The 19965-nt window shown below is 33.5% G+C and carries 16 protein-coding genes and 1 pseudogene; 13 read left to right on the top strand and 4 right to left on the bottom strand.

Annotated features, from left to right (window positions below):
* The first annotated feature begins 551 nt into the window (after positions 1-551).
* Positions 552-1397, top strand: coding sequence for a hypothetical protein (locus tag LNP81_RS13380; RefSeq protein WP_230036566.1), 846 nt, complete (start codon positions 552-554; stop codon positions 1395-1397).
* 113 nt (positions 1398-1510) lie between these two features.
* Here the strand turns inward: LNP81_RS13380 and LNP81_RS13375 are convergent, their stop codons facing one another.
* Positions 1511-4951: a methylmalonyl-CoA mutase family protein gene (locus tag LNP81_RS13375; RefSeq protein WP_230036564.1), complete on the bottom strand. Its 3441-nt coding sequence runs from the start codon at positions 4949-4951 to the stop codon at positions 1511-1513.
* A 306-nt stretch (positions 4952-5257) separates the two neighbouring features.
* On the opposite strand from LNP81_RS13375, the gene LNP81_RS13370 reads away from it, so the two are divergent.
* From LNP81_RS13370 to purU, 12 genes and pseudogenes are all read left to right on the top strand, one after another.
* Positions 5258-6823: a L,D-transpeptidase family protein gene (locus LNP81_RS13370; RefSeq protein ID WP_230036562.1), complete on the top strand. Its 1566-nt coding sequence runs from the start codon at positions 5258-5260 to the stop codon at positions 6821-6823.
* Positions 6824-7001: 178 nt separating this feature from the next.
* On the top strand, positions 7002-7355 hold the full coding sequence (locus tag LNP81_RS13365) for a hypothetical protein (RefSeq protein WP_230036560.1): 354 nt from the start codon (positions 7002-7004) through the stop codon (positions 7353-7355).
* A 167-nt stretch (positions 7356-7522) separates the two neighbouring features.
* Positions 7523-8998, top strand: coding sequence for a WG repeat-containing protein (locus LNP81_RS13360; protein ID WP_230036558.1), 1476 nt, complete (start codon positions 7523-7525; stop codon positions 8996-8998).
* A 4-nt stretch (positions 8999-9002) separates the two neighbouring features.
* Complete coding sequence (locus tag LNP81_RS13355) at positions 9003-9161, top strand: hypothetical protein (RefSeq protein ID WP_230036556.1); 159 nt, start codon at positions 9003-9005, stop codon at positions 9159-9161.
* Between the two features lie 245 nt (positions 9162-9406).
* Positions 9407-9607: pseudogene (locus LNP81_RS27530) on the top strand (DKNYY domain-containing protein); the annotation flags it as partial.
* A 126-nt stretch (positions 9608-9733) separates the two neighbouring features.
* Positions 9734-10384 carry a hypothetical protein gene (locus tag LNP81_RS13350; RefSeq protein WP_230036554.1) on the top strand — a complete coding sequence of 217 codons (651 nt, stop codon included), beginning with the start codon at positions 9734-9736 and terminating at the stop codon, positions 10382-10384.
* Positions 10385-10462: 78 nt separating this feature from the next.
* Entirely contained in the window at positions 10463-10882 is a 420-nt protein-coding gene (locus LNP81_RS13345) for a cytochrome c oxidase assembly factor Coa1 family protein (protein WP_230036552.1), read from the top strand.
* A 112-nt stretch (positions 10883-10994) separates the two neighbouring features.
* Positions 10995-11615, top strand: a complete 621-nt coding sequence (locus tag LNP81_RS13340; RefSeq protein ID WP_230036550.1) for a DUF674 domain-containing protein — start codon at positions 10995-10997, stop codon at positions 11613-11615.
* Positions 11602-12195 carry a hypothetical protein gene (locus tag LNP81_RS13335; RefSeq protein ID WP_230036548.1) on the top strand — a complete coding sequence of 198 codons (594 nt, stop codon included), beginning with the start codon at positions 11602-11604 and terminating at the stop codon, positions 12193-12195. Before LNP81_RS13340 ends, LNP81_RS13335 begins: the two co-directional genes overlap by 14 nt.
* Positions 12196-12413: 218 nt before the next feature.
* Positions 12414-13673, top strand: coding sequence for a hypothetical protein (locus LNP81_RS13330; RefSeq protein WP_230036546.1), 1260 nt, complete (start codon positions 12414-12416; stop codon positions 13671-13673).
* Positions 13674-13945: 272 nt separating this feature from the next.
* Positions 13946-14668, top strand: coding sequence for a DUF4197 domain-containing protein (locus tag LNP81_RS13325; protein ID WP_230036544.1), 723 nt, complete (start codon positions 13946-13948; stop codon positions 14666-14668).
* 105 nt (positions 14669-14773) lie between these two features.
* Positions 14774-15628 carry a formyltetrahydrofolate deformylase gene (gene purU / locus LNP81_RS13320; protein WP_230036542.1) on the top strand — a complete coding sequence of 285 codons (855 nt, stop codon included), beginning with the start codon at positions 14774-14776 and terminating at the stop codon, positions 15626-15628.
* 415 nt (positions 15629-16043) lie between these two features.
* On the opposite strand, the gene LNP81_RS13315 is transcribed toward purU, so the two are convergent.
* The 3 genes from LNP81_RS13315 to pyrF all read right to left on the bottom strand — a co-directional run bounded on the left by LNP81_RS13315 (position 16044) and on the right by pyrF (position 19874).
* The gene (locus tag LNP81_RS13315; protein ID WP_065447696.1) at positions 16044-17537 is read right to left on the bottom strand and encodes a catalase; all 1494 of its coding nucleotides are present in this window, start codon (positions 17535-17537) and stop codon (positions 16044-16046) included.
* A 424-nt stretch (positions 17538-17961) separates the two neighbouring features.
* Positions 17962-18762: an ABC transporter substrate-binding protein gene (locus LNP81_RS13310; protein ID WP_230036540.1), complete on the bottom strand. Its 801-nt coding sequence runs from the start codon at positions 18760-18762 to the stop codon at positions 17962-17964.
* A gap of 284 nt (positions 18763-19046) precedes the next feature.
* Positions 19047-19874 (bottom strand): orotidine-5'-phosphate decarboxylase, encoded by an 828-nt coding sequence (pyrF, locus tag LNP81_RS13305; protein WP_230036538.1) that lies wholly within the window; start codon positions 19872-19874, stop codon positions 19047-19049.
* Between the last annotated feature and the right edge of the window lie 91 nt (positions 19875-19965).

Genomic DNA, 19965 nt, shown 5'->3' with positions numbered 1-19965 from the left:
AGGAGAAATCTTCGCTGGTAACTCCTCAACAGTGCTTGCTCAGCGTTTGGAGATTTCTCCCTTCGGTCGAAATGACAAACTTTATGGTGCTTTATTGTTTTACTGCTGGCGCTAATGAATTTTGATTACGAATTTCTTTGTCATGGACGGATTAAAATCCGTCCCTACATTATGTTTTGTTCCTTCGGAACTTTTTTTAAACTTCATCAAAAATAGTCACAATATTGTCATTTCGACGGAGGAGAAATCTTCGCAAGTAACTCCGCAACGAAAATTCAATCTTTATAGAGCTACTCGTGGGGATTTCTCCTTCGTCGAAATGACAAAACTGTGAGGATATAATTTGGTTTTACGAACAGAAAACTTGAGCGAATAAGAAAAAAGTATGTATTTACACTTAATGTTAATCATTAAGCTTTTAATATATTTGAATTACGTTGCGTGAATAAGAATTAAAATATATGAATCAAATATTTAATTCTATTACTATGAATAAACGCAAATGTATCATGGGCAACAGAGTAAAAAATTAAACAGTAAATTCTACAATAATGAAAGAAAAGATATTTACTAATGAAACTGATGAAGCTGTTTTAGAGCAAATAAACAGTAAAATCATGAAGCATACTATTCAATTCTTAAATGAGGTAAATGGTAAACTCAAACCATTTGGTTCTGGTGTCTTTGCTAAGATTTATAATGATTATTTTATTATAACGGCATCACACGTTGCAAGTTTCTTTGAAGATCATCCTAATGAATATTTAAGAATTAGAGTTAGTAACAAACTTTTTATACCTGTATTAGGTGAAGTAAAATATTCAATTATTGAAAAAAGTGAACCTATTGATTTGGCATACATTAAGCTTGACAAACAAACGACATTCAATTTGTCAAAAGCTTACATTCCTGTTACTATAGAAAAATTTCGACACCACAACAATTTATTAAATGGAACCAATTATTGTGTACTTGGTTATCCCGCTATCAATATTACTAAAGAAGAAAAATCTTTTAATACAGGCGCAACATTTTTTTTGGGTAGTCCTCCTACTAATGATAAGCCATATCAACTTTATAAGTTCAACAAAAGAGACCACATGATATTGAATGTAAAAGGAAAAGGTACAAATGTTAATACTAATAAAAGAGATAAAATAATTCCTCAATTTCATGGCATAAGTGGCTGTGGACTATGGCTTTTATTGATTTATGATAACCCTGCGACAGGCAAAACTGAAGTTGATTATAGATTAGTAGGCATAATGACCGAATTTAGAACTGGAAAGTACTTTTGCGTAATTGCCAATAGGATATGGTTAATAATTGAAGCTTTTAAAATGGCGGAAAAATTTACGTTTAAAGAAAAATTTATAAAAAAAGGATTCGTTGCCTAACGACTTTTACTATTTGGTCTGAGAACTTTTTATTAAAATAAAATCCTCTCATTTCTGAGAGGATTTTCATATTGAATAAACGTCCGATAATTTAGGACATTTGAAATAAAATTCTACATATTCCTTCTATACTGCCCGCCAACTTCAAACAATGCCGAAGTAATCTGACCCAGCGAACAAACCTTTGTAGCTTCCATTAAATGGTCGAATAAATTTTCGTTTTTAATGGCGGCTTCCTGTAGTTTGTTGAGATGCTCGTTTACTTTTGCTTCGTGAAACTGGTGTAAGTTATCCAGCATGGTAATCTGATATTGTTTTTCTTCTTCGGTGGCGCGAATTACTTCTGCCGGAATTACCGTTGGAGAACCTTTTGAGCTTAGGAATGTGTTGACACCCACAATTGGGAAATCGCCGTTGTGTTTCAGGGTTTCGTAATACAAACTTTCTTCCTGAATTTTAGAACGTTGGTACATCGTTTCCATTGCACCTAGAACTCCGCCACGTTCTGTGATTCGGTCGAATTCTTGTAGAACGGCTGCTTCTACCAAATCTGTTAATTCTTCGATGATAAACGAACCTTGAATTGGGTTTTCATTTTTAGCCAGACCTAATTCTTTATTAATAATCAACTGAATCGCCATTGCTCTACGCACAGATTCTTCGGTTGGTGTTGTAATCGCTTCATCATAAGCATTTGTATGTAGCGAATTACAGTTGTCGTAAATCGCATACAAAGCCTGCAAAGTGGTTCTGATATCATTAAAATCAATTTCCTGTGCGTGTAACGAACGTCCTGAAGTTTGAATATGATATTTTAGCATTTGCGCTCTTTCGTTGGCCCCGTATTTGTTTTTCATGGCTTTTGCCCAAATTTTACGTGCCACGCGACCAATAACCGAATATTCAGGATCTACTCCGTTCGAAAAGAAGAACGATAAATTTGGTCCAAAATCGTTGATGCTCATTCCGCGGCTTAGGTAATATTCCACGTAAGTGAAACCATTAGAAAGCGTAAATGCCAATTGCGTAATTGGGTTCGCTCCTGCCTCGGCAATATGATATCCTGAAATGGAAACCGAATAGAAATTACGAACGTTTTTGGTAATAAAATATTCCTGAACGTCGCCCATTAATCGCAACGCAAATTCGGTGGAAAAAATACAAGTGTTTTGCGCCTGATCTTCTTTTAAAATATCAGCCTGAACCGTTCCACGAACTTGTGATAATGTTCTGGCTTTTATTTCATTATACACTTCCTGAGGCAAAACCTGATCTCCTGTAACGCCCAAAAGCATTAAACCTAAACCATTGTTTCCTTCCGGTAAATCGCCTTGATATCTTGGGCGTTCTAATCCGCTTTCTTTATATATTTTGTTGATTTTTACCTCAACTTCTTTTTCTAATTCGTTCTCCTTAATATAATACTCGCATTGCTGATCGATTGCTGCATTCATAAAGAAACCCAATAACATTGGCGCGGGCCCGTTTATGGTCATACTTACAGAAGTTAAAGCATGAACCAGATCGAAACCTGAATACAATTTTTTAGCATCATCCAGACAACAAATCGAAACTCCGGCATTTCCAATTTTTCCGTAGATATCAGGACGAATATCAGGATCGTTTCCGTATAAAGTTACACTGTCAAAAGCTGTTGAAAGACGTTTTGCAGGCAATCCTGCGCTTACGTAATGAAAACGTTTGTTGGTTCTTTCCGGTCCGCCTTCTCCCGCAAACATTCTTGACGGATCTTCGCCTTCACGCTTGAACGGATACAATCCTGAAGCAAACGGAAATTCTCCCGGAACATTTTCCTGTAAATTCCAACGCAGGATATCGCCCCAGGCTTCGTATTTAGGCAAAGCAATTTTCGGGATTTGTATGTGTGATAAACTCTCAGTATGTGTCGCGATTTTAATTTCTTTATCACGCACTTTAAACGTATACACCGGATTTTTGTATTTGTTTACTTTCTCATCCCAATTCAGGATAATTTCCCAATTGTACGGATCTAAATCCATTTTTACTTTATCAAACTGATTCAGTAAAAGATTAAGAAATATTCTATTTTCGTCAAGTCCTTGGGCTGCGCTCAGGGTGACACTATCTTCATCAATTCCTGCTTTATTAATTTGCGGAATTTTTCCTGAAACTGATTCTATGGTTTTAAAGATTCCGTATAATTTTTGAGCTACTTTTTGTTGCGAAAGCGCACTTTCATCATACGATCTGTTATTCTCTGCAATTTCAGATAAATAACGCGTTCTGTGTGGCGGAATCACGAAGATTTTCTCACTCATTTCGCGCGTGATTTCAAAAGTCGATTTTAGATCTGAATCTGTTTTTTCAACAATCTTATCCATAATCGCTTTATACAGCGTGTTCATTCCCGGATCATTAAACTGCGAAGCAATGGTTCCGAAAACTGGCATATCATCAGGATTTTTATCCCAAAGATTATGATTTCTTTGATATTGTTTTTTAACGTCACGAATGGCGTCAAGTGCGCCTCTTTTATCGAATTTATTCAAAGCCACCAAATCAGCAAAATCAAGCATGTCGATTTTTTCTAATTGTGTTGCTGCACCAAATTCCGGTGTCATTACATATAAGGATACATCAGAATGATCCATAATCTCGGTATCTGATTGTCCAATTCCTGAAGTTTCAAGAATAATCAAATCGTATTTTGCAGCTTTTAAAACCTGAATCGCTTCGGCTACATATTTTGACAATGCCAAATTCGACTGACGTGTCGCCAGCGAACGCATATAAACACGAGGATTATTAATCGCATTCATTCGGATTCTGTCTCCTAAAAGCGCTCCGCCTGTTTTACGTTTCGAAGGATCGACAGAAATTAATCCGATTGTTTTTTCAGGGAAATCAATTAAAAAACGACGAACCAATTCATCTACCAAAGATGATTTTCCCGCTCCACCCGTTCCTGTAATTCCCAAAACCGGAATTTTAGAATTGGTATTATTGGTATGAATCTGATCGAAAACCGGTTTTGCAATTTCAGGGAAATTCTCAGCTGCCGAAATTAATCGTGCAATTGCAGTTGGAATTTTATTTTCGATATGATCGATTTCTCCGTTTAGTTTGTCTCCAATTGGATAATCAGAACGTTCTACCAAATCGTTGATCATTCCCTGCAGCCCTAAAGAACGGCCATCATCCGGAGAATAAATTCTTGTAATACCATATTCGTGTAATTCTGAAATTTCGCTTGGCAGGATTACTCCGCCTCCACCGCCAAAAATCTTGATATGCCCTGCCCCTTTTTCGTGGAGCAAATCATACATATATTTAAAGTACTCATTGTGTCCGCCCTGATAAGATGTCATGGCAATCGCATTTGCATCTTCCTGAATAGCGGTATTTACCACCTCTTCGACACTACGATCGTGCCCCAGGTGAATCACCTCAACCCCAGTTGACTGAATAATACGACGCATAATATTGATCGCTGCATCGTGTCCGTCAAAAAGTGATGCTGCAGTAACAATTCTTACTTTATTTTTAGGAATATATGGTATTTGTTGTTCCATTTTATGAATATGATAATTTTAAGGGAGCAATTTACAAAATATTATAATATTTGGTTATCGTAATATCTTTTTCTTAACAAAAAAAAGAATATTTTTTTTATAGAGAGGGGTAACAATTTCAATCGTTATCGTATATATCCTATATAAGTCTTATAGAAAAGTTAACAACATGGTAATCTTGAAAAATTTAATTTAAATACAACAACTTGTTTTCCAGATACCTAAAGTAATTTAGCATGGTAGAAAAGCCCCAAATTTTTACCCAAAAACTTTTATTCTCAAGTAATAAACGTAAAAATTTAAAAAATGAAAACATTATTCCAATTCACCGTAATTTTAAGTTTGACTTTCTTTGTATCTTCTTTTAATACAGTAGAAAACGACATTCTATCCTATAAAAAAACTGCATCCGGCACAACTGTTTACACTAATTCAGATGCTGATAATGTAGAAGAACTTTCAAATGATTTCTTTAAAAGATATTCTGATTTAAAAAAATATAAATCTGATGTCATGTCATTATACAAAAACAGAACTTTGGGAACTATTTGGTTTGACGAAGATAACATTAATGAATTTGGATCTGTACTTTACGAAAAAGCAAAAAAAACAAACGACTTAATTATTCCTTATCAAAAAGAAATTGATGACCTTTTTTCATCCTCAGAAACAAAAATTTCTAAAACAGATGCTGATATGCTTATAAGCTCTTTATATATTGCTTATGCTAAAAAAAGTATTATTGATTCTAAGAAAAAAGTATCTTATGATGCCATGCTGAAAGATTTCTTAAATTACAGCACTATCGAAGAAGCAAATGCCTCAACAGCCACTGCAGATGTAAAAGTAGAATATGATCAATATTACAAATTGCAGGATGTTCTAAAAAAATATAAAAAACTAGACCGAACTAATAAATGGAAACCTATTGTTCCGGCAGAAACACCTTATAAAGATTTACGTCCGGATGCTGTTTCGAACACTATTACGCAAGTTAGAAATCGATTATACTTATTAGGAGATTTAAAAACAGATTCTAAAAGCGACGTTTACGATCGTGAATTGATGGATGCTGTAATGAAATATAAAGTCCGTAATGGTTTTAAACCTAACTATATTCTTGCAGAAGAACATATTAAAGAAATGAATATTCCGCTTTCTGATAAAATGGAAACACTAAAACTTAATATGGAAAGATGTCGTGCTATTTCGGCTCAAATTGCCGCTAGTGATGAATATGTTTTAGTAAACGTTCCTTCGTATGAATTAATTTATGTTAAAAACGGAAAAGTTCAATTGACCTCGAGCGTTTTTGTTGGTGCGCCATTGACTAAAACTACTATTTTTAACAGTGAAATTGACAGAATCGTTTTTAGCCCTTACTGGACAGTGCCACAAAGTATTGTGAACAACGAGTTAAAAGGTAAAATAGCCTCAAATAAAAATTATCTTGCCGAAAAAAATATGGAAATAGTAAATGGTCAGGTAAGACAAAAACCAGGCCCTGATAATTCTTTAGGATTGGTAAAATTTATGTTTCCAAACCCGGATGACATCTATTTGCACGATACACCATCTAAAACTTTATTCGATTTTGAAAAAAGAACTTTTAGCCATGGTTGTATCAATGTAAAAATGGCAAAAGAATTAGCAGTTGCAATGCTTCAGGATTATCCAGAATGGAATCAGGCCAAAATTGATAAAGCCATGGAAGGTAAAACAGAAAACAGTTTTAAACTTTCTAAAAAAATACCTATTTACATAACTTATTTTACTTCATTAGTAAATGAAAATGGCGAAATTGGTTTCTATCAGGATGTTTATGAAAAAGATGCTGAGTTAAGCCCTGAAAAAGCTATCAGTCTAAATTAATTTGTCAAAAATAAAGAATCAATCGGAAACTCATTTAGTTGGGTTTCCGATTTTTTTTATCCGCTTAAAAAATACCTTAAACTACTACTTTTAAACCTTTTACGTCCTAAAAATAAATTTACATTTACTGACCTTTGCAAAATATTATACCACTATTTATTTTTTTTAATTTAATACTATGAAAACGAATAATACAGAAGGACTGACGATGTTTGAAATAAATGTATTAATACAACAAGGAGGAAGATTTGTAATTTTTCCGAATACCATTTCGAAACTGGTTAAAAAATTTAAATGTTCAAATATTTATTTTATTCGTCCAGAAGAAAAAACTTTTAAATACGCCTTAAAACATTTTTTTGTTAATCTGGCTGTAAGCTGGCGCGCTTTTCCCTTGGCACCAATTTATGTGGTCACATCTTTATACTATTTAATTAAAGGAGGAAAAGACTATACCCAAACAATATTGAGCGAGTTAAATAGAAATAATCCAGTTTACAATCCTAACACACAATACTTACAGTTTAATTAATTTATTTGTCTTAAAGCAGTAATTAAAAAACTTTTTATGATAACAATACTTAAGTACCTGCGCATGTTTTAGATAAAAATCAACAGGTATCAAACAGTCGTTCTGATGAGAATATAAACTTTATTTGAAGGAAAAACTAAAATTTTTTGCAGGTCAATTATCAAAAAATGAAAAAAATAGCAGCACTTCTTTTTATCTCAACTCTTTCTTTTGTTTCTACTAAATGCGTAAAAGCGCAAAATACTCAAAATGATACTTTAATATGTAAGTATGATGAAGTAGCTCCTTACCATGAAGAATTTGCTGCTGTAAAACTAAATAATAAATGGGGGTTTATTAATACAGAGGGTAAAGAAATAACTCCCATAAAATACGATAATGTTACCTGGTTTGATGAAAACATGGCACATGTAGAACTAAATCAAAAGCATGGTTTTATTAATACAGATGGTAAAGAAATTATTCCCTTAAAATATAGTAATGTCACTTCTTTTTTTGAAGGTATTGCATACGTTCAAATAAATGAAAAATATGGCTTTATTGACAAAACCGGAAATTTAATTATTGATGCCAAATACAATGAAGTAAATCTTTTTCATCAAGGTATTACTATTGCAAAACTTAATAAAAAATGTGGCGTTATTGATATCAGTGGCGAAATAATCATTCCATTTATTTATGATGAAATACAAATGGATCAAACAAAAAAACCGTTTGTGTTTGCGGTGCGACAGGATACGAAATGGGCATTGATTGATTTTAAAGGTAAAGCAATTACTCCTTTTAAATATGATGGTTTATCTGGATTTGCAAACGACTTAGAGGACTTGTGCATAGCAGAACTAAAAAATAAATGGGGATACATTGATAATACAGGGAAAGAAATTATCCCAATTATTTATGATAATATTTCCCGCTTTAAAAACGGATATGTTAAAGTAGAATTAAATAAAAAAATGGGGTTCATTGATAAAACAGGCAAAAACCTAACTCCGCTAAAATATGATGTCCTTTGGGATTTTGATGGTGATTTTGCTTACGTAATGCTTAATAAAAAATGTGGTTTTATTAATAAAAATGGCCAAGAAATAACGCCCCTAAGATATGATTTTGATTATTATACAAAAGATCAGGGCGCACGTTATTTCCATAATGGTTTTGCTCCAATATATGCAAACAAAAAATGGAGCTTTATAGATACAAGCGGCAAAGAAATTACAACTCTCAAGTATGATAATATTGCAAATTTCAGAGAAGGAATGGCTTATGTAGAATTAGGTACAAAAAGTGGTTTTATTGATACAGCAGGCAAAGAAATCATTCCCTTAAAATATGATATTGCCGATTTTTCGAAAACCTATTTTAATGACGGCTTGGCAATTGTTCAAAAAGAAGGCAAATGCGGCTATATTGATAAAACGGGTAAGATTATAATTCCTACTATTTACAGCGTTGCAAATGAATTTGAAGATGGTTTTGCGAGAGTAGTATTTAATGGTAAATGGGGAGTAATCAATAAAAAAGGAGAAACTATTCTGCCATTTCAATACGATGACATTTCAAGTGTTGTAAGCGAAGGGAAATTTATGGTAATGAAAAACACCAAATGGGGTTTTATTAATGCAGCAAGAATAAAAGACTAATATAATGAGTACTAAAAACAAATCAGCCCTACTTCTCATTCTAAGTTTAATGGTACTGTTAGTTACCGCCCTTGTAATCTACAGATCATATTCAAATGATTTCGAAACTAAAATTGAAGCTTCTCAGGAAAACCTGAGTAAGGAAGATCAAACACTTCAATAGAAAAAATTGAAATATGGTTTATAGGTAAACAAACTTGGTGATATTGGTTTTAAAGACCATAAAGTCTCTGAAAAAGATGTGAACGTTTTCTTTATTACAAAAACGCCACTTGCAGATTATATACCACTAAAAACAATTATTGACACAATAACATTTCATTTTATAGGACAATCTTTTTATAGAGACAAAAAGCATGTCTATCATCACTATGTAATGGCTTATGGAGGAAATTTTTATCCAGCCATGTAGACTATGCCAGTTTTGAAATCATCAAAAACAGCTGCTTTGCAAAAGACAGAAATCATATTTATCCAGAGCGAAACCTTAAGACTATTAAGGCCAATCTTAAAACATTTCATGTTACTAAAGATTGTTTAGCAAAAGATAAAGACGATTACTACCTATTTGATGAAAAAACAACTCAAAAAAAGCCAAAGAATATTTAGCAGATTATTGAATTGAAAAACAAAACCCTAAAGTGATAGTTTTTAAACTTTTAGAAGTAAAAAAAAGCAACTTTTATAAAGATTTTTGCAAATAATTTAAAGCAATATTCTAAAACGATCAAAGCTATGAAAACCACTACAATTAAAGTATTTTTACTATGCATCTTTTTAAGTGTTACATCATGTTCCTCTAATGATTCTAACGAAGAAGAGAATATCATCCCTGAAAAAAACTCTTACGATTACTATGTAAATACTGCCATGCAAAAAGCAATTGATGATCTTGGCATCACCATTCACAAAGGCTTGACTCCTCCTAATGTAGAAGGCGTTTATGCGATAAACCCTTTTTATTGTGCTAAATCTACTCAACCTAACGATACTTTCGAGGACTTAGAAGTCGGTTTATCAACCCTTACACTTTCGAATCAGAATACTGCAAAACTAAGTGTCGATTTCAACAATTTTCTGATCTACTCTATCATGTTTAAAAATGAAACCTGGCAGGGAAAAGGTTCTTTTATATCTGGAGAAGGCAATAAATTCTCTATTTTATTACATAGCAATGGGGAATTAGAAAGTAACAATTCAGTTTCAAAATTTCAAAACCTGATTATTTTATCCGGCGAAATAGATGTTCAGAATAATAAAATAAAAGGTATCAAAAATTTACAAATGGCATCAATCATGTCTGATGATTATGGTGATCCGCATAAAACACTAATAGAAATTGGACAAGGTCGTTTGTTTACCAATAGCTATGCACCCGCGAAATAATTAGAGTTATTCAGAATACCCTTTTTTTAATTTCAACAAAAATAATAGTATCTTTCTAACTTTAAACTGAGATCTATTATGGAAGACGATTACGTTGAAGTTCGAAAAAGCTGGTGGGAAAGAAACTGGAAATGGTTTGTACCAACAGGATGTGTGAGTATTTTGCTGATTTTTGTGGTATTTATTGCCAGTATTTTCTTTGGAGTTACCTCGATGATGACTAATTCTGATGCTTATAAAGGTGCCATGACCGAAGCACAAAAGAACAAAACGGTAATCGAAAAACTGGGAACACCAATCGAAGATGACGGAATGACTTCAGGAAACATCAGCACAACCAATGATAGTGGGAATTGTAATTTACAAATTCCGATAAAAGGCCCTAAAGGAAAAGCAACCTTATTTGTCGTTGCCGAAAAAAGAGGAATATGGAAATACAGCGAAATGACTGTTTTTGTTAAAGCGACAAAAGAAGAGATTGATTTACTGAAAAAATAATTGCATATAAATTGAGGCAGATTCTTAAAAAAGATTTCTGCCTTTTTTTATTGAAAAAACAATATTAGATACAGTATCTTTATCAAAAACAAATTTTCACATTTTTTAGATTATGAATATCCGCCTGCTTACCTTATTATTTCTTTTTAATTTTTGCACTTCAGTATTTTCTCAAAATAATGCAATATCCTCTACAACAGTAAATAAATCTGCTACAGAAAATGAAAGTCAGGATATTTATATCAAAATATTATGGCTGGACAACACCGGAACTCTTCAGCTCAATACTAATTACATTAAAACATTAACAGACCAACAGCGCGCCGCATTAGGTTATATCGCAACAGATGTTAGTAGTGAATGCAATTGGGATGGCGCAAAAAAAGCAGATGCCAGCAATTTAAAATGTAAATTTCTCTCTGCACTTAATTTAGGCTATCAATGTTCTGAAACTCATTTGTCTTTTTTGAAAAAATGGTTCAAGGAAGATACAAAAGTGCTGGACAGATTGCAATATTGTAATAAAACAGAATCTTCGGCAAAAATTCAGGATCATTTTATTGAAATTAAAATGATTACAACTAAGGAAACGATTAAGATTCTTTACAGTGCAGTGGGCGAAGATCTTGACAAACAAAAAACATGGAGCTGGCAGGAAGAATCGACTTATTCTTTTACCAAAACCGGAATCAAACAAATAAACCGCAAAAACATCAACGGTGAATACAATTAGAATGATTAGCGCAAACCGAAAACGAATACAATTATTATTGATCTGTTTTAGTTTTCTGCAATGCGTTTCTGTAGTAGCACAATCGGGTAATTACCAAGTCATTATTAATAAGGTAAATCAGTTTTCGAAACCTGCCAAAATTTTATCCAAACACGTTGATGCAACCGGAAATGGTTCAGCAGAATTTACAAATGCAAAAAAGCAAGTGTTGCGTTTTCGTTTAGACCATCACAAACTACAAGTACAGCATGGCGGAATTGGGTACCAGCTTTTCTATTACAAAAATGATTATTTAGAAAAAATTCAAACCTTTGATGTTAATGGAAAACTGGCCGGAGAAGCCGCATCTAAAAATGAATCGGGAGTAGTTTTTATTATCGAAAAACCTGATTTGTATTTGAAGAAAAAGAAACTCATTGACGACGCCGAAGGAAATATCGATTTAAAAGATGACACCAACGAGAAAATTATCAGAGTCCAACTGTTTGACGAAAATAACATGCGGATACCGGAATTTCAACCTACTTATATCTCCAGCAAAACCTATTGGAATTATAATGTTCGAATGTATTGGCCCTAGGAAAAGATGCTAAGGTTCTAAGTTGCTAAGATTCTGAGAGATTGGAATCTTAAAACCAAATTGAAGAATTAAAAGTACATCTTAATTCTTAGTAAAAGAAACCGAATTATAAGACATTTAAAAACAGTAAATTAAGCAATTGTTTTATTTCAATTAAAACATTGTCTTCATTTGTCGTTTTGATTGCTATATTCTTATATTTGGCAAAAATTTACCCCATGAAAAAAACTACACTATTCTTATTGCTAACTTTAATTGGCAGTACTTCTTATGCTCAAAAGGCAGATACTAACAAGAAAAAAGTTAAGATTACAATACCAAAATCAGAACTTTTTAAAGACATTAAAACCTACAACATTATTGTTCAGGGAGACGATACGTGGAATGCTGATTATGCAGATAAAACCACTAAAACTTACGAGCATAATGTACCTAAAAACACTATTGAAGATTACACTAAAAAAGATGTAGCAAATCCTGATGTTCGTGTTTTAATGGGATATAAGGGTGCAACTTATAAGAAAGCGGATAATGGTACTTATGTTTTGGATGGAGATTTTAAATATTTAGTTTTAGGAAAAAACAATGAAATCTTATACGAAAAAGGTTCAAATGCTAAAATGTATTCGCCAACTTATATTAATGGTAAACCAAATCAAAGCCTTGCCAGTGACCTGAACAATTTGGGTTACAAATATCTTACAGACAATAACATTCTGACCTCTGAAAAAGAATTTTCATTGAACTACGGTTTATTCGAAAAAGCAGAAGAGTTTCCGGAACTTGTTGAGTTTAATACTAAAACAGATGAATTCCTAAACAAAATTGCAGGGAATTCTTTAGATCAAGCCTACCTTACAGATCTTGAAAAATTCTATTTGGGTTATGTGGGTAAAGAATACAAAAAACTAAAGCCAAAAGATTACAACAAAGTAATTTATCTGAATTTATCTTTGACTCAAGTGTTTCTTTTAAATTTTGACAAGGCTCTTGAATATCTTGAAACTGCCAAACAAGGTGCAGGAATGATGAGCATGTGGCCAGACGAAGCTACAGCAAACATTAAAAGTTTGATGGCCGTAAACCAAAAGAATATTGGTACTAAGGTTGCAAACCCAACTTTTGACTCTGTTTATTACATTTATCTTAACGGAACTGTCTCTCAAGACGGAAAAACACTTACAGGAAAACTAAAAACTGATCGATTTGCAAATCGTACAGAAGGAAGTATTTTACAAGCAAATGATCCTACTCAGGCAAAAGTTTGGGTGTATAAAGATAATGGAGAGGTTGATTTTGTTGTTGTAAATGATAAAACTACAATTACAACTGATAAAGGACAGGAATTGAAATTTATTAAATACGATAATGGTTTTATTCTGGTTGAAAAAACAGCTGATTCATGCTATAAAAAATACGAATCTGGTTCGAATGATATTTACTGTGAGAAAGATGGTAAATTTGAATTGAAAAAATAAATTCTTATTAACAGAATTTAAAAAGAGATTTGGCTAAGGCTGAATCTCTTTTTTTTATGCGCAAAAACCGTCACGTCTTAAAAACCCAAAAACCTATAATCTAGCCCCGATAGAAGTGGAAATCCTTTTGATTTTTGCTGCCAAAAAGCAAAAGATTGCAACGAACAGCGGGACGAATGTTAATTATAAAACAAATTGTTTCTACTCCTAAAGAAAATTGTGGCTTTGTTTTTGAATAAGTAGTATTTTTGAAACTTATATAAAACTATCTAATGAAAAAGATTTTAATTCTATCTCTTCTATTATCTCTTAGCTCTCAAGCTCAGGTAAAAGAAACTTTAGCTCAAAAACTGGCAAAATTATCGACTCAGCTTTCAGGAGTTGGCGGCGTTGATATTGCTTCTGGATTAAAGGAAGCTTTAAACAAAGGAATTACTGAACAAGTGAGTAAATTGACCGCCGTGGATGGTTTTTATAAAAATGAAGCCGTAAAAATTCTAATGCCCGAAGAATTACAAAAAGTAGACGCTACGTTACGTAAAATTGGATTATCATCTCTTGCCGATGAAGGGATTAAAGTATTAAATCGTGCTGCCGAAGATGCCGTAAAAGAAGCTACCCCAATATTTGTTACGGCTGTAAAAAATATGTCGTTTACAGATGCTAAAAACATTTTATTAGGAAATGAAAGTGCTGCAACTACATATTTGCAAAAGGGTACTAATACTGCTTTGTACGCGAAATTTAATCCGGTGATTAAAACCTCCTTTGAAAAAGTGGGTGCTGATGTGGTTTGGAAAAACATCATTAATAAATACAACACAATTCCGTTAGTGAGAAAAGTAAATCCGGATTTAACCGATTATACTACGAATCAGGCTTTGGCGGGTGTTTTTAAAATGATCGCTGTCGAAGAAAAAGATATTCGTACCAATATTAATGCAAGAACAACACCTTTACTACAAAAAGTGTTTGCAATGCAGGACAAAAAATAATTTTTTTTAAGGCTCAAAGTTTCAGAGTAACAAAGGTATAAAGCAGCCTTTGTCGCTTTGAACCTTTGCACCTTTGTAACTAACCAAAATAAACCAAACCTTGAAATGCAAAAAATTACCATTCTGATTCATTGTAAAGATCAAAAAGGAATTATCGCCGCAGTGACCACTTTTATTGCTAAAGTAGAAGGAAACATTACTTACATCGATCAGCATGTTGATGTAGAACAAAATGTATTTTTTATGCGATTGGAATGTGAACTGACCAATCATAACATTACTATTGAAAGCCTGAAAGCTGACTTTGACAAAACAATCGCAACTGATTTTAATATGTCATGGGATTTGTACAATCAGGAACAGAAACCAAAAATGGCTTTGTTTGTATCGAAATACGATCATTGCCTTTTTGATATTTTAGGCCGCTACAGCGCTGGAGAACTGAATGTTGAAATTCCGGTAATTATAAGTAATCACAACGATTTAAGATCGATTGCGGAACGATTTGATATTCCGTTTCATTGTGTACCTTTTACAAAAGATAATAAGGAAGAAGGCGAAGCGAAACAAATTGAATTATTGCAGCGATACCAGATTAATTTTATTGTTTTGGCGCGTTACATGCAAATCATTACGCCAAATTTAATTGCGCTTTATGAGAATAAAATCATTAATATTCATCATTCGTTTTTACCTGCTTTTCCAGGTGCGAAACCGTATCATTCGGCTTTTAAACGTGGTGTTAAGATTATTGGGGCAACGAGTCATTATGTTACGGCTGAATTAGATGAAGGGCCAATTATCGAACAGGATATAGCGAGGGTTTCGCACATACATTCGGTTGATGATTTTATTATGAAAGGGCGTGATCTGGAGCGTATCGTTTTGGCAAGAGCCATAAAACTGCATGCGGAACGTAAGACAATGGTTTATAGCAATAAGACGGTTGTTTTCTCTTAGTGACTAAGATGCTAAGCTACTAAGGCTCTAAGTTTTTTCTTACAAAAAAGTGCGCGAAGGGTTACGCAAAGATCGCTAAGTTTTATTGTAGCAATGTAAAAGAATACGAAGATAGCAAAGCTTTGAGTATAATTATTGGCCCACGGATTGTGCGGATTGAAACGGGTTTTCACTGGTTTTTTCTTAAACCGGACTAAAGTCCGGCCCTACAATATCGATAAAGCCAAAGGCTTTTTAATAGTTCCGAAGGAACGAATTATATTGTAGAGCTGGACTTCAGTCCAGTTTACATAAAAGTTTTATTTGTATCAAATAACAAAACCCGACAAATTTTAAAAACTTGTCGGGTTTACTATTTAATATCAAAGAGAACCTTGAGCCTTTGCAACCCTGTCCCTTTGAACCTCAAAAAAACCTATCTCACTTCGATTAACAATCTTGGATCAGAAAAATTATTTACTTCATCCATTGTTAAACCTAAAGCGTTTGCTACACCTTCTCCGTATGCAGGATCGGCTTTGTAACAGTTTCTGATGTGGCGCACCTGAATAAATCTTTGTGCTCCTCCTACTTGTCCTGCAGTATTTTTGAACAATAATTGTTTTTTCTCATCGGTTAATAAACGGAATAATAAACCTGGCTGGGTAAAGTAATCATTATCATCATCCCTGAAATTATGTGCGTACGCATCACCATGAAGTTTTAATGGCGGTTCTTTGAATTCAGGTTGTTCCTGCCATTCTCCAAAGCTGTTTGGTTCGTAATGTTTGCGTCCTCCGTTATTTCCGTCTACACGCATTGCTCCGTCTCTGTGGAAAGTGTTATAAGGACATCTTGACGAGTTTACCGGAATTTGGTAATTGTTTACTCCTAAGCGGTAACGGTGTGCATCTCCGTAAGAAAATAAACGGGCTTGTAACATTTTATCTGGTGAGAAACTAATTCCGGGTGGTACGTGCGCCGGATTAAAGGCCGCTTGCTCTACCTCTGCAAAATAGTTTTCAGGATTTTTATTCAATTCGAATTCTCCAACCGGAATTAGAGGAAAATCGCCTTTTAACCAAACTTTAGTCAAATCGAAAGGATGGAAACGATAATTTGCCGCCTGATCTTCGGTCATGATCTGAACGAACATTTTCCATTTTGGGAAGTTTCCTTCTTCAATAGCATCGAATAAATCTCTTTGATGGCTTTCTCTGTCGTTACCTACTAATAGCGCTGCTTCTTCATCAGATAAATTTTCGATTCCTTGTTGAGATACAAAGTGAAATTTCACATAATGTCTTTCGTTTTGAGCGTTTAGGAAACTAAAAGTATGACTTCCAAATCCGTGCATTTGCCTGTATGATCTGGGAATTCCACGATCACTCATTACAATGGTAACCTGATGTAAAGCTTCAGGCAATAAAGTCCAAAAATCCCAATTGTTATCAGCACTTCTTAAATTGGTTTTTGGATCACGTTTTACAGCGTGATTTAAATCCGGAAATTTCATTGGATCACGAAAAAAGAAAACCGGTGTATTGTTTCCTACCAAATCCCAATTTCCTTCATTGGTATAAAATTTCATGGCAAAACCACGAATGTCTCTTTCAGCGTCAGCAGCACCTCTTTCACCTGCAACGGTTGAAAAACGCACAAACATTTCTGTTTTTTTACCAATTTCCGAAAACAAATCTGCTCTTGTGTATTTTGAAATATCGTGAGTTACAGTAAAAGTCCCATAAGCTCCAGAACCTTTGGCATGCATTCTTCTTTCCGGAATTACCTCGCGGTCAAAATGCGCCATTTTTTCTAAAAACCAAAAATCTTGCAATAAAACGGGTCCACGCGGACCTGCAGTTTGTATATTTTGATTGTCCGGAACAGGGGTTCCTGTTGCAGTTGTTAATTTTTTGTTTGAATCCATAATGCTGATATTTAATGTTTTATCAAATATACAAAGATATCTTTACGATATTCATAACCAAAATTGATTGTTATTATATTTTAATAATCAAAAGCTATTTAACGCAATAGAAAGCTCAGAAATGAATATTGAAAAATCTTAACTTATGTCCAACAAAGTAATAACAAAACCTTAACAGCAAAACATTCATATATGTTAGATCTTTGTAGTGTAATAAACTGGTTATTTATTATTTTGGTTTTGGTTAGTTAAATGATGCCGGCGTCTTCGAGATGCCGGCATTCTTTTTTGGGTTAAATTCCAAATTATGGTTGCTTTACTTTTTAGCTTAATTTTACCACAAAGATTACGCAAAGTTTCACAAAGGAAAATAATTTACTTTGTGAATCTCTGTGGTAGAAAATTAAATCCAATAAATCTGAAATTAATTCTTCAATCTTTCGTGCAGTATTTTAAAGTATGGAAAAGCCTTTAATAATCTACTTCCATGCCATGAGAACATTTCACCATCGACAAAGATTGTTTTGGCATGATGTGTAAAACGTCCAATTTCGAAAGCGTCTTCTTCTTTAAAAGGATAAGGTTCTGATGAAAGAAAGACAATATCAGGATCGCCTTCGATACGCATTTTTTTGAGTTCTATTTCAGGATAACGTCCTTTGTCTTCGTAGATATTCGAGAAATGATTTAGTTTTAATAACTCATTTATATAAGTATCTTTTCCGGCCACCATAAATGGATTTTTCCAGATAAAATAGGCTGCTTTTTGTACCGGAATATCTCCCATATATTTTTTGAAATCGCTTAAAGCGAAAGTCAGTTTGTCATTCCATTTTTGAGATTCGGTTCTGCAATTGAAGAGTTGACCAAAATCTGAAATCATTTGGAAATTATCTTCTATACTAATAATATTCGTTACCCACACCGGACAAATAGTACTTAATTGCTCTACAATTTCGGGCGTGTTTTCTTCTTTATTGCAAATGATAATATCAGGCTGCAATAATTTTATCTTTTCGAAATGAATTTTCTTGGTTCCGCCAACTATCTTCTTAGTCGATTTTAAATGATACGGATGTACACAAAACTTAGTGATCCCGATGATCTTTTCTTCTAAACCTAAATCAAACAGCAATTCGGTTTGAGATGGTACTAACGAAATGATTCTTCTTGGAGTTTTCTCAAAAGAATGTAAAGTACCGAGCTGATCGAGGAATTGTTTCATGTTTCAGGTTTATTTTGTTTAAAGTTGTTGGATTGTGTTTTTTCTACCACAGAGTTACACAAAGTTCTGCACAGAGATTCGCAAAGTTTTATACTCTTGCGGAAAATTATTTTCTATCGAAAAAAAGCTCACAAAGCTATGCGCAAAGCTTTGTGAAATTTGACTACTTATTATTAAACAGCAATTAAAAATTCTTTACGAAACTTTGCGGTAAAACTTCTTAGTGTAACTCTGTGAAAAAACTTTGTGTAACTCTGTGGTAAAAAATTATGTTCAAAGTAACTTTAAACCTGAAACTTCAAATTTAAAATCCCTTCCATTTCTTGTTGAACAGATAAAGCTTCTTCCCTCGCCTTTTCTGCAAAATCAGTTCCTTTTGAGGCATAGATAATCGCTCTGGCTGAGTTGACTAATAAGCCAACTTTATCATTCATTCCGTATTTGCATACTTCAGATAAACTTCCGCCCTGAGCGCCAATTCCGGGAACTAATAAAAAACTATCCGGAACAATTTTTCTGATATCAGCAAAATATTCTGCTTTTGTCGCGCCAACCACATACATTAAGTTATGGCTGTTTTTCCATGTTTTAGAAGTCTCTAAAACTTGTTTGTATAATTCTTTTCCGTTGGTAGTTAAAGTCTGAAAATCGAAAGCACCTTCGTTTGATGTCAATGCTAACATGATTGTATGTTTGTTTTCGAAAGCCAAAAATGGCTCCACCGAATCTTTACCCATATAAGGCGCAACAGTTACACTATCAAAATTCAAATCTTCAAAAAAAGCTTTCGCATACATGCTTGATGTATTCCCGATATCACCGCGTTTTGCATCGGCAATGGTGAAAATTTCAGGAAAATTCTCGTTGATGTAATTGATCGTTTTCTGCAATGAAAGCCAGCCTTTTATTCCGTACGCTTCAAAAAAAGCAGTATTAGGTTTATAACCTACAGCCAAATCATGCGTTGCATCGATTATAGCTTTATTGAATTCGAAAATAGGATCTTCGGTTTCTAATAAATGAGGCGGGATTTTGGTGAGATCAGGATCTAGCCCCACGCATAAAAATGATTTTTTTAAAAGAATTTGTTCGTGTAGTTGTTGTGTTGTCATTCTTGTTTTTTTAGTTCTTCTAATACATCAAAAGTGATTCTTTTTTAGAAGTACGCAAAAATAAAAAAAGCCATTCAATTACGAATGGCTT

The organism is Flavobacterium piscisymbiosum, assembly GCF_020905295.1.
GTDB classification, from domain to species: Bacteria; Bacteroidota; Bacteroidia; order Flavobacteriales; family Flavobacteriaceae; genus Flavobacterium; species Flavobacterium piscisymbiosum.
This window is presented reverse-complemented; position numbering and strand designations above follow the sequence as displayed.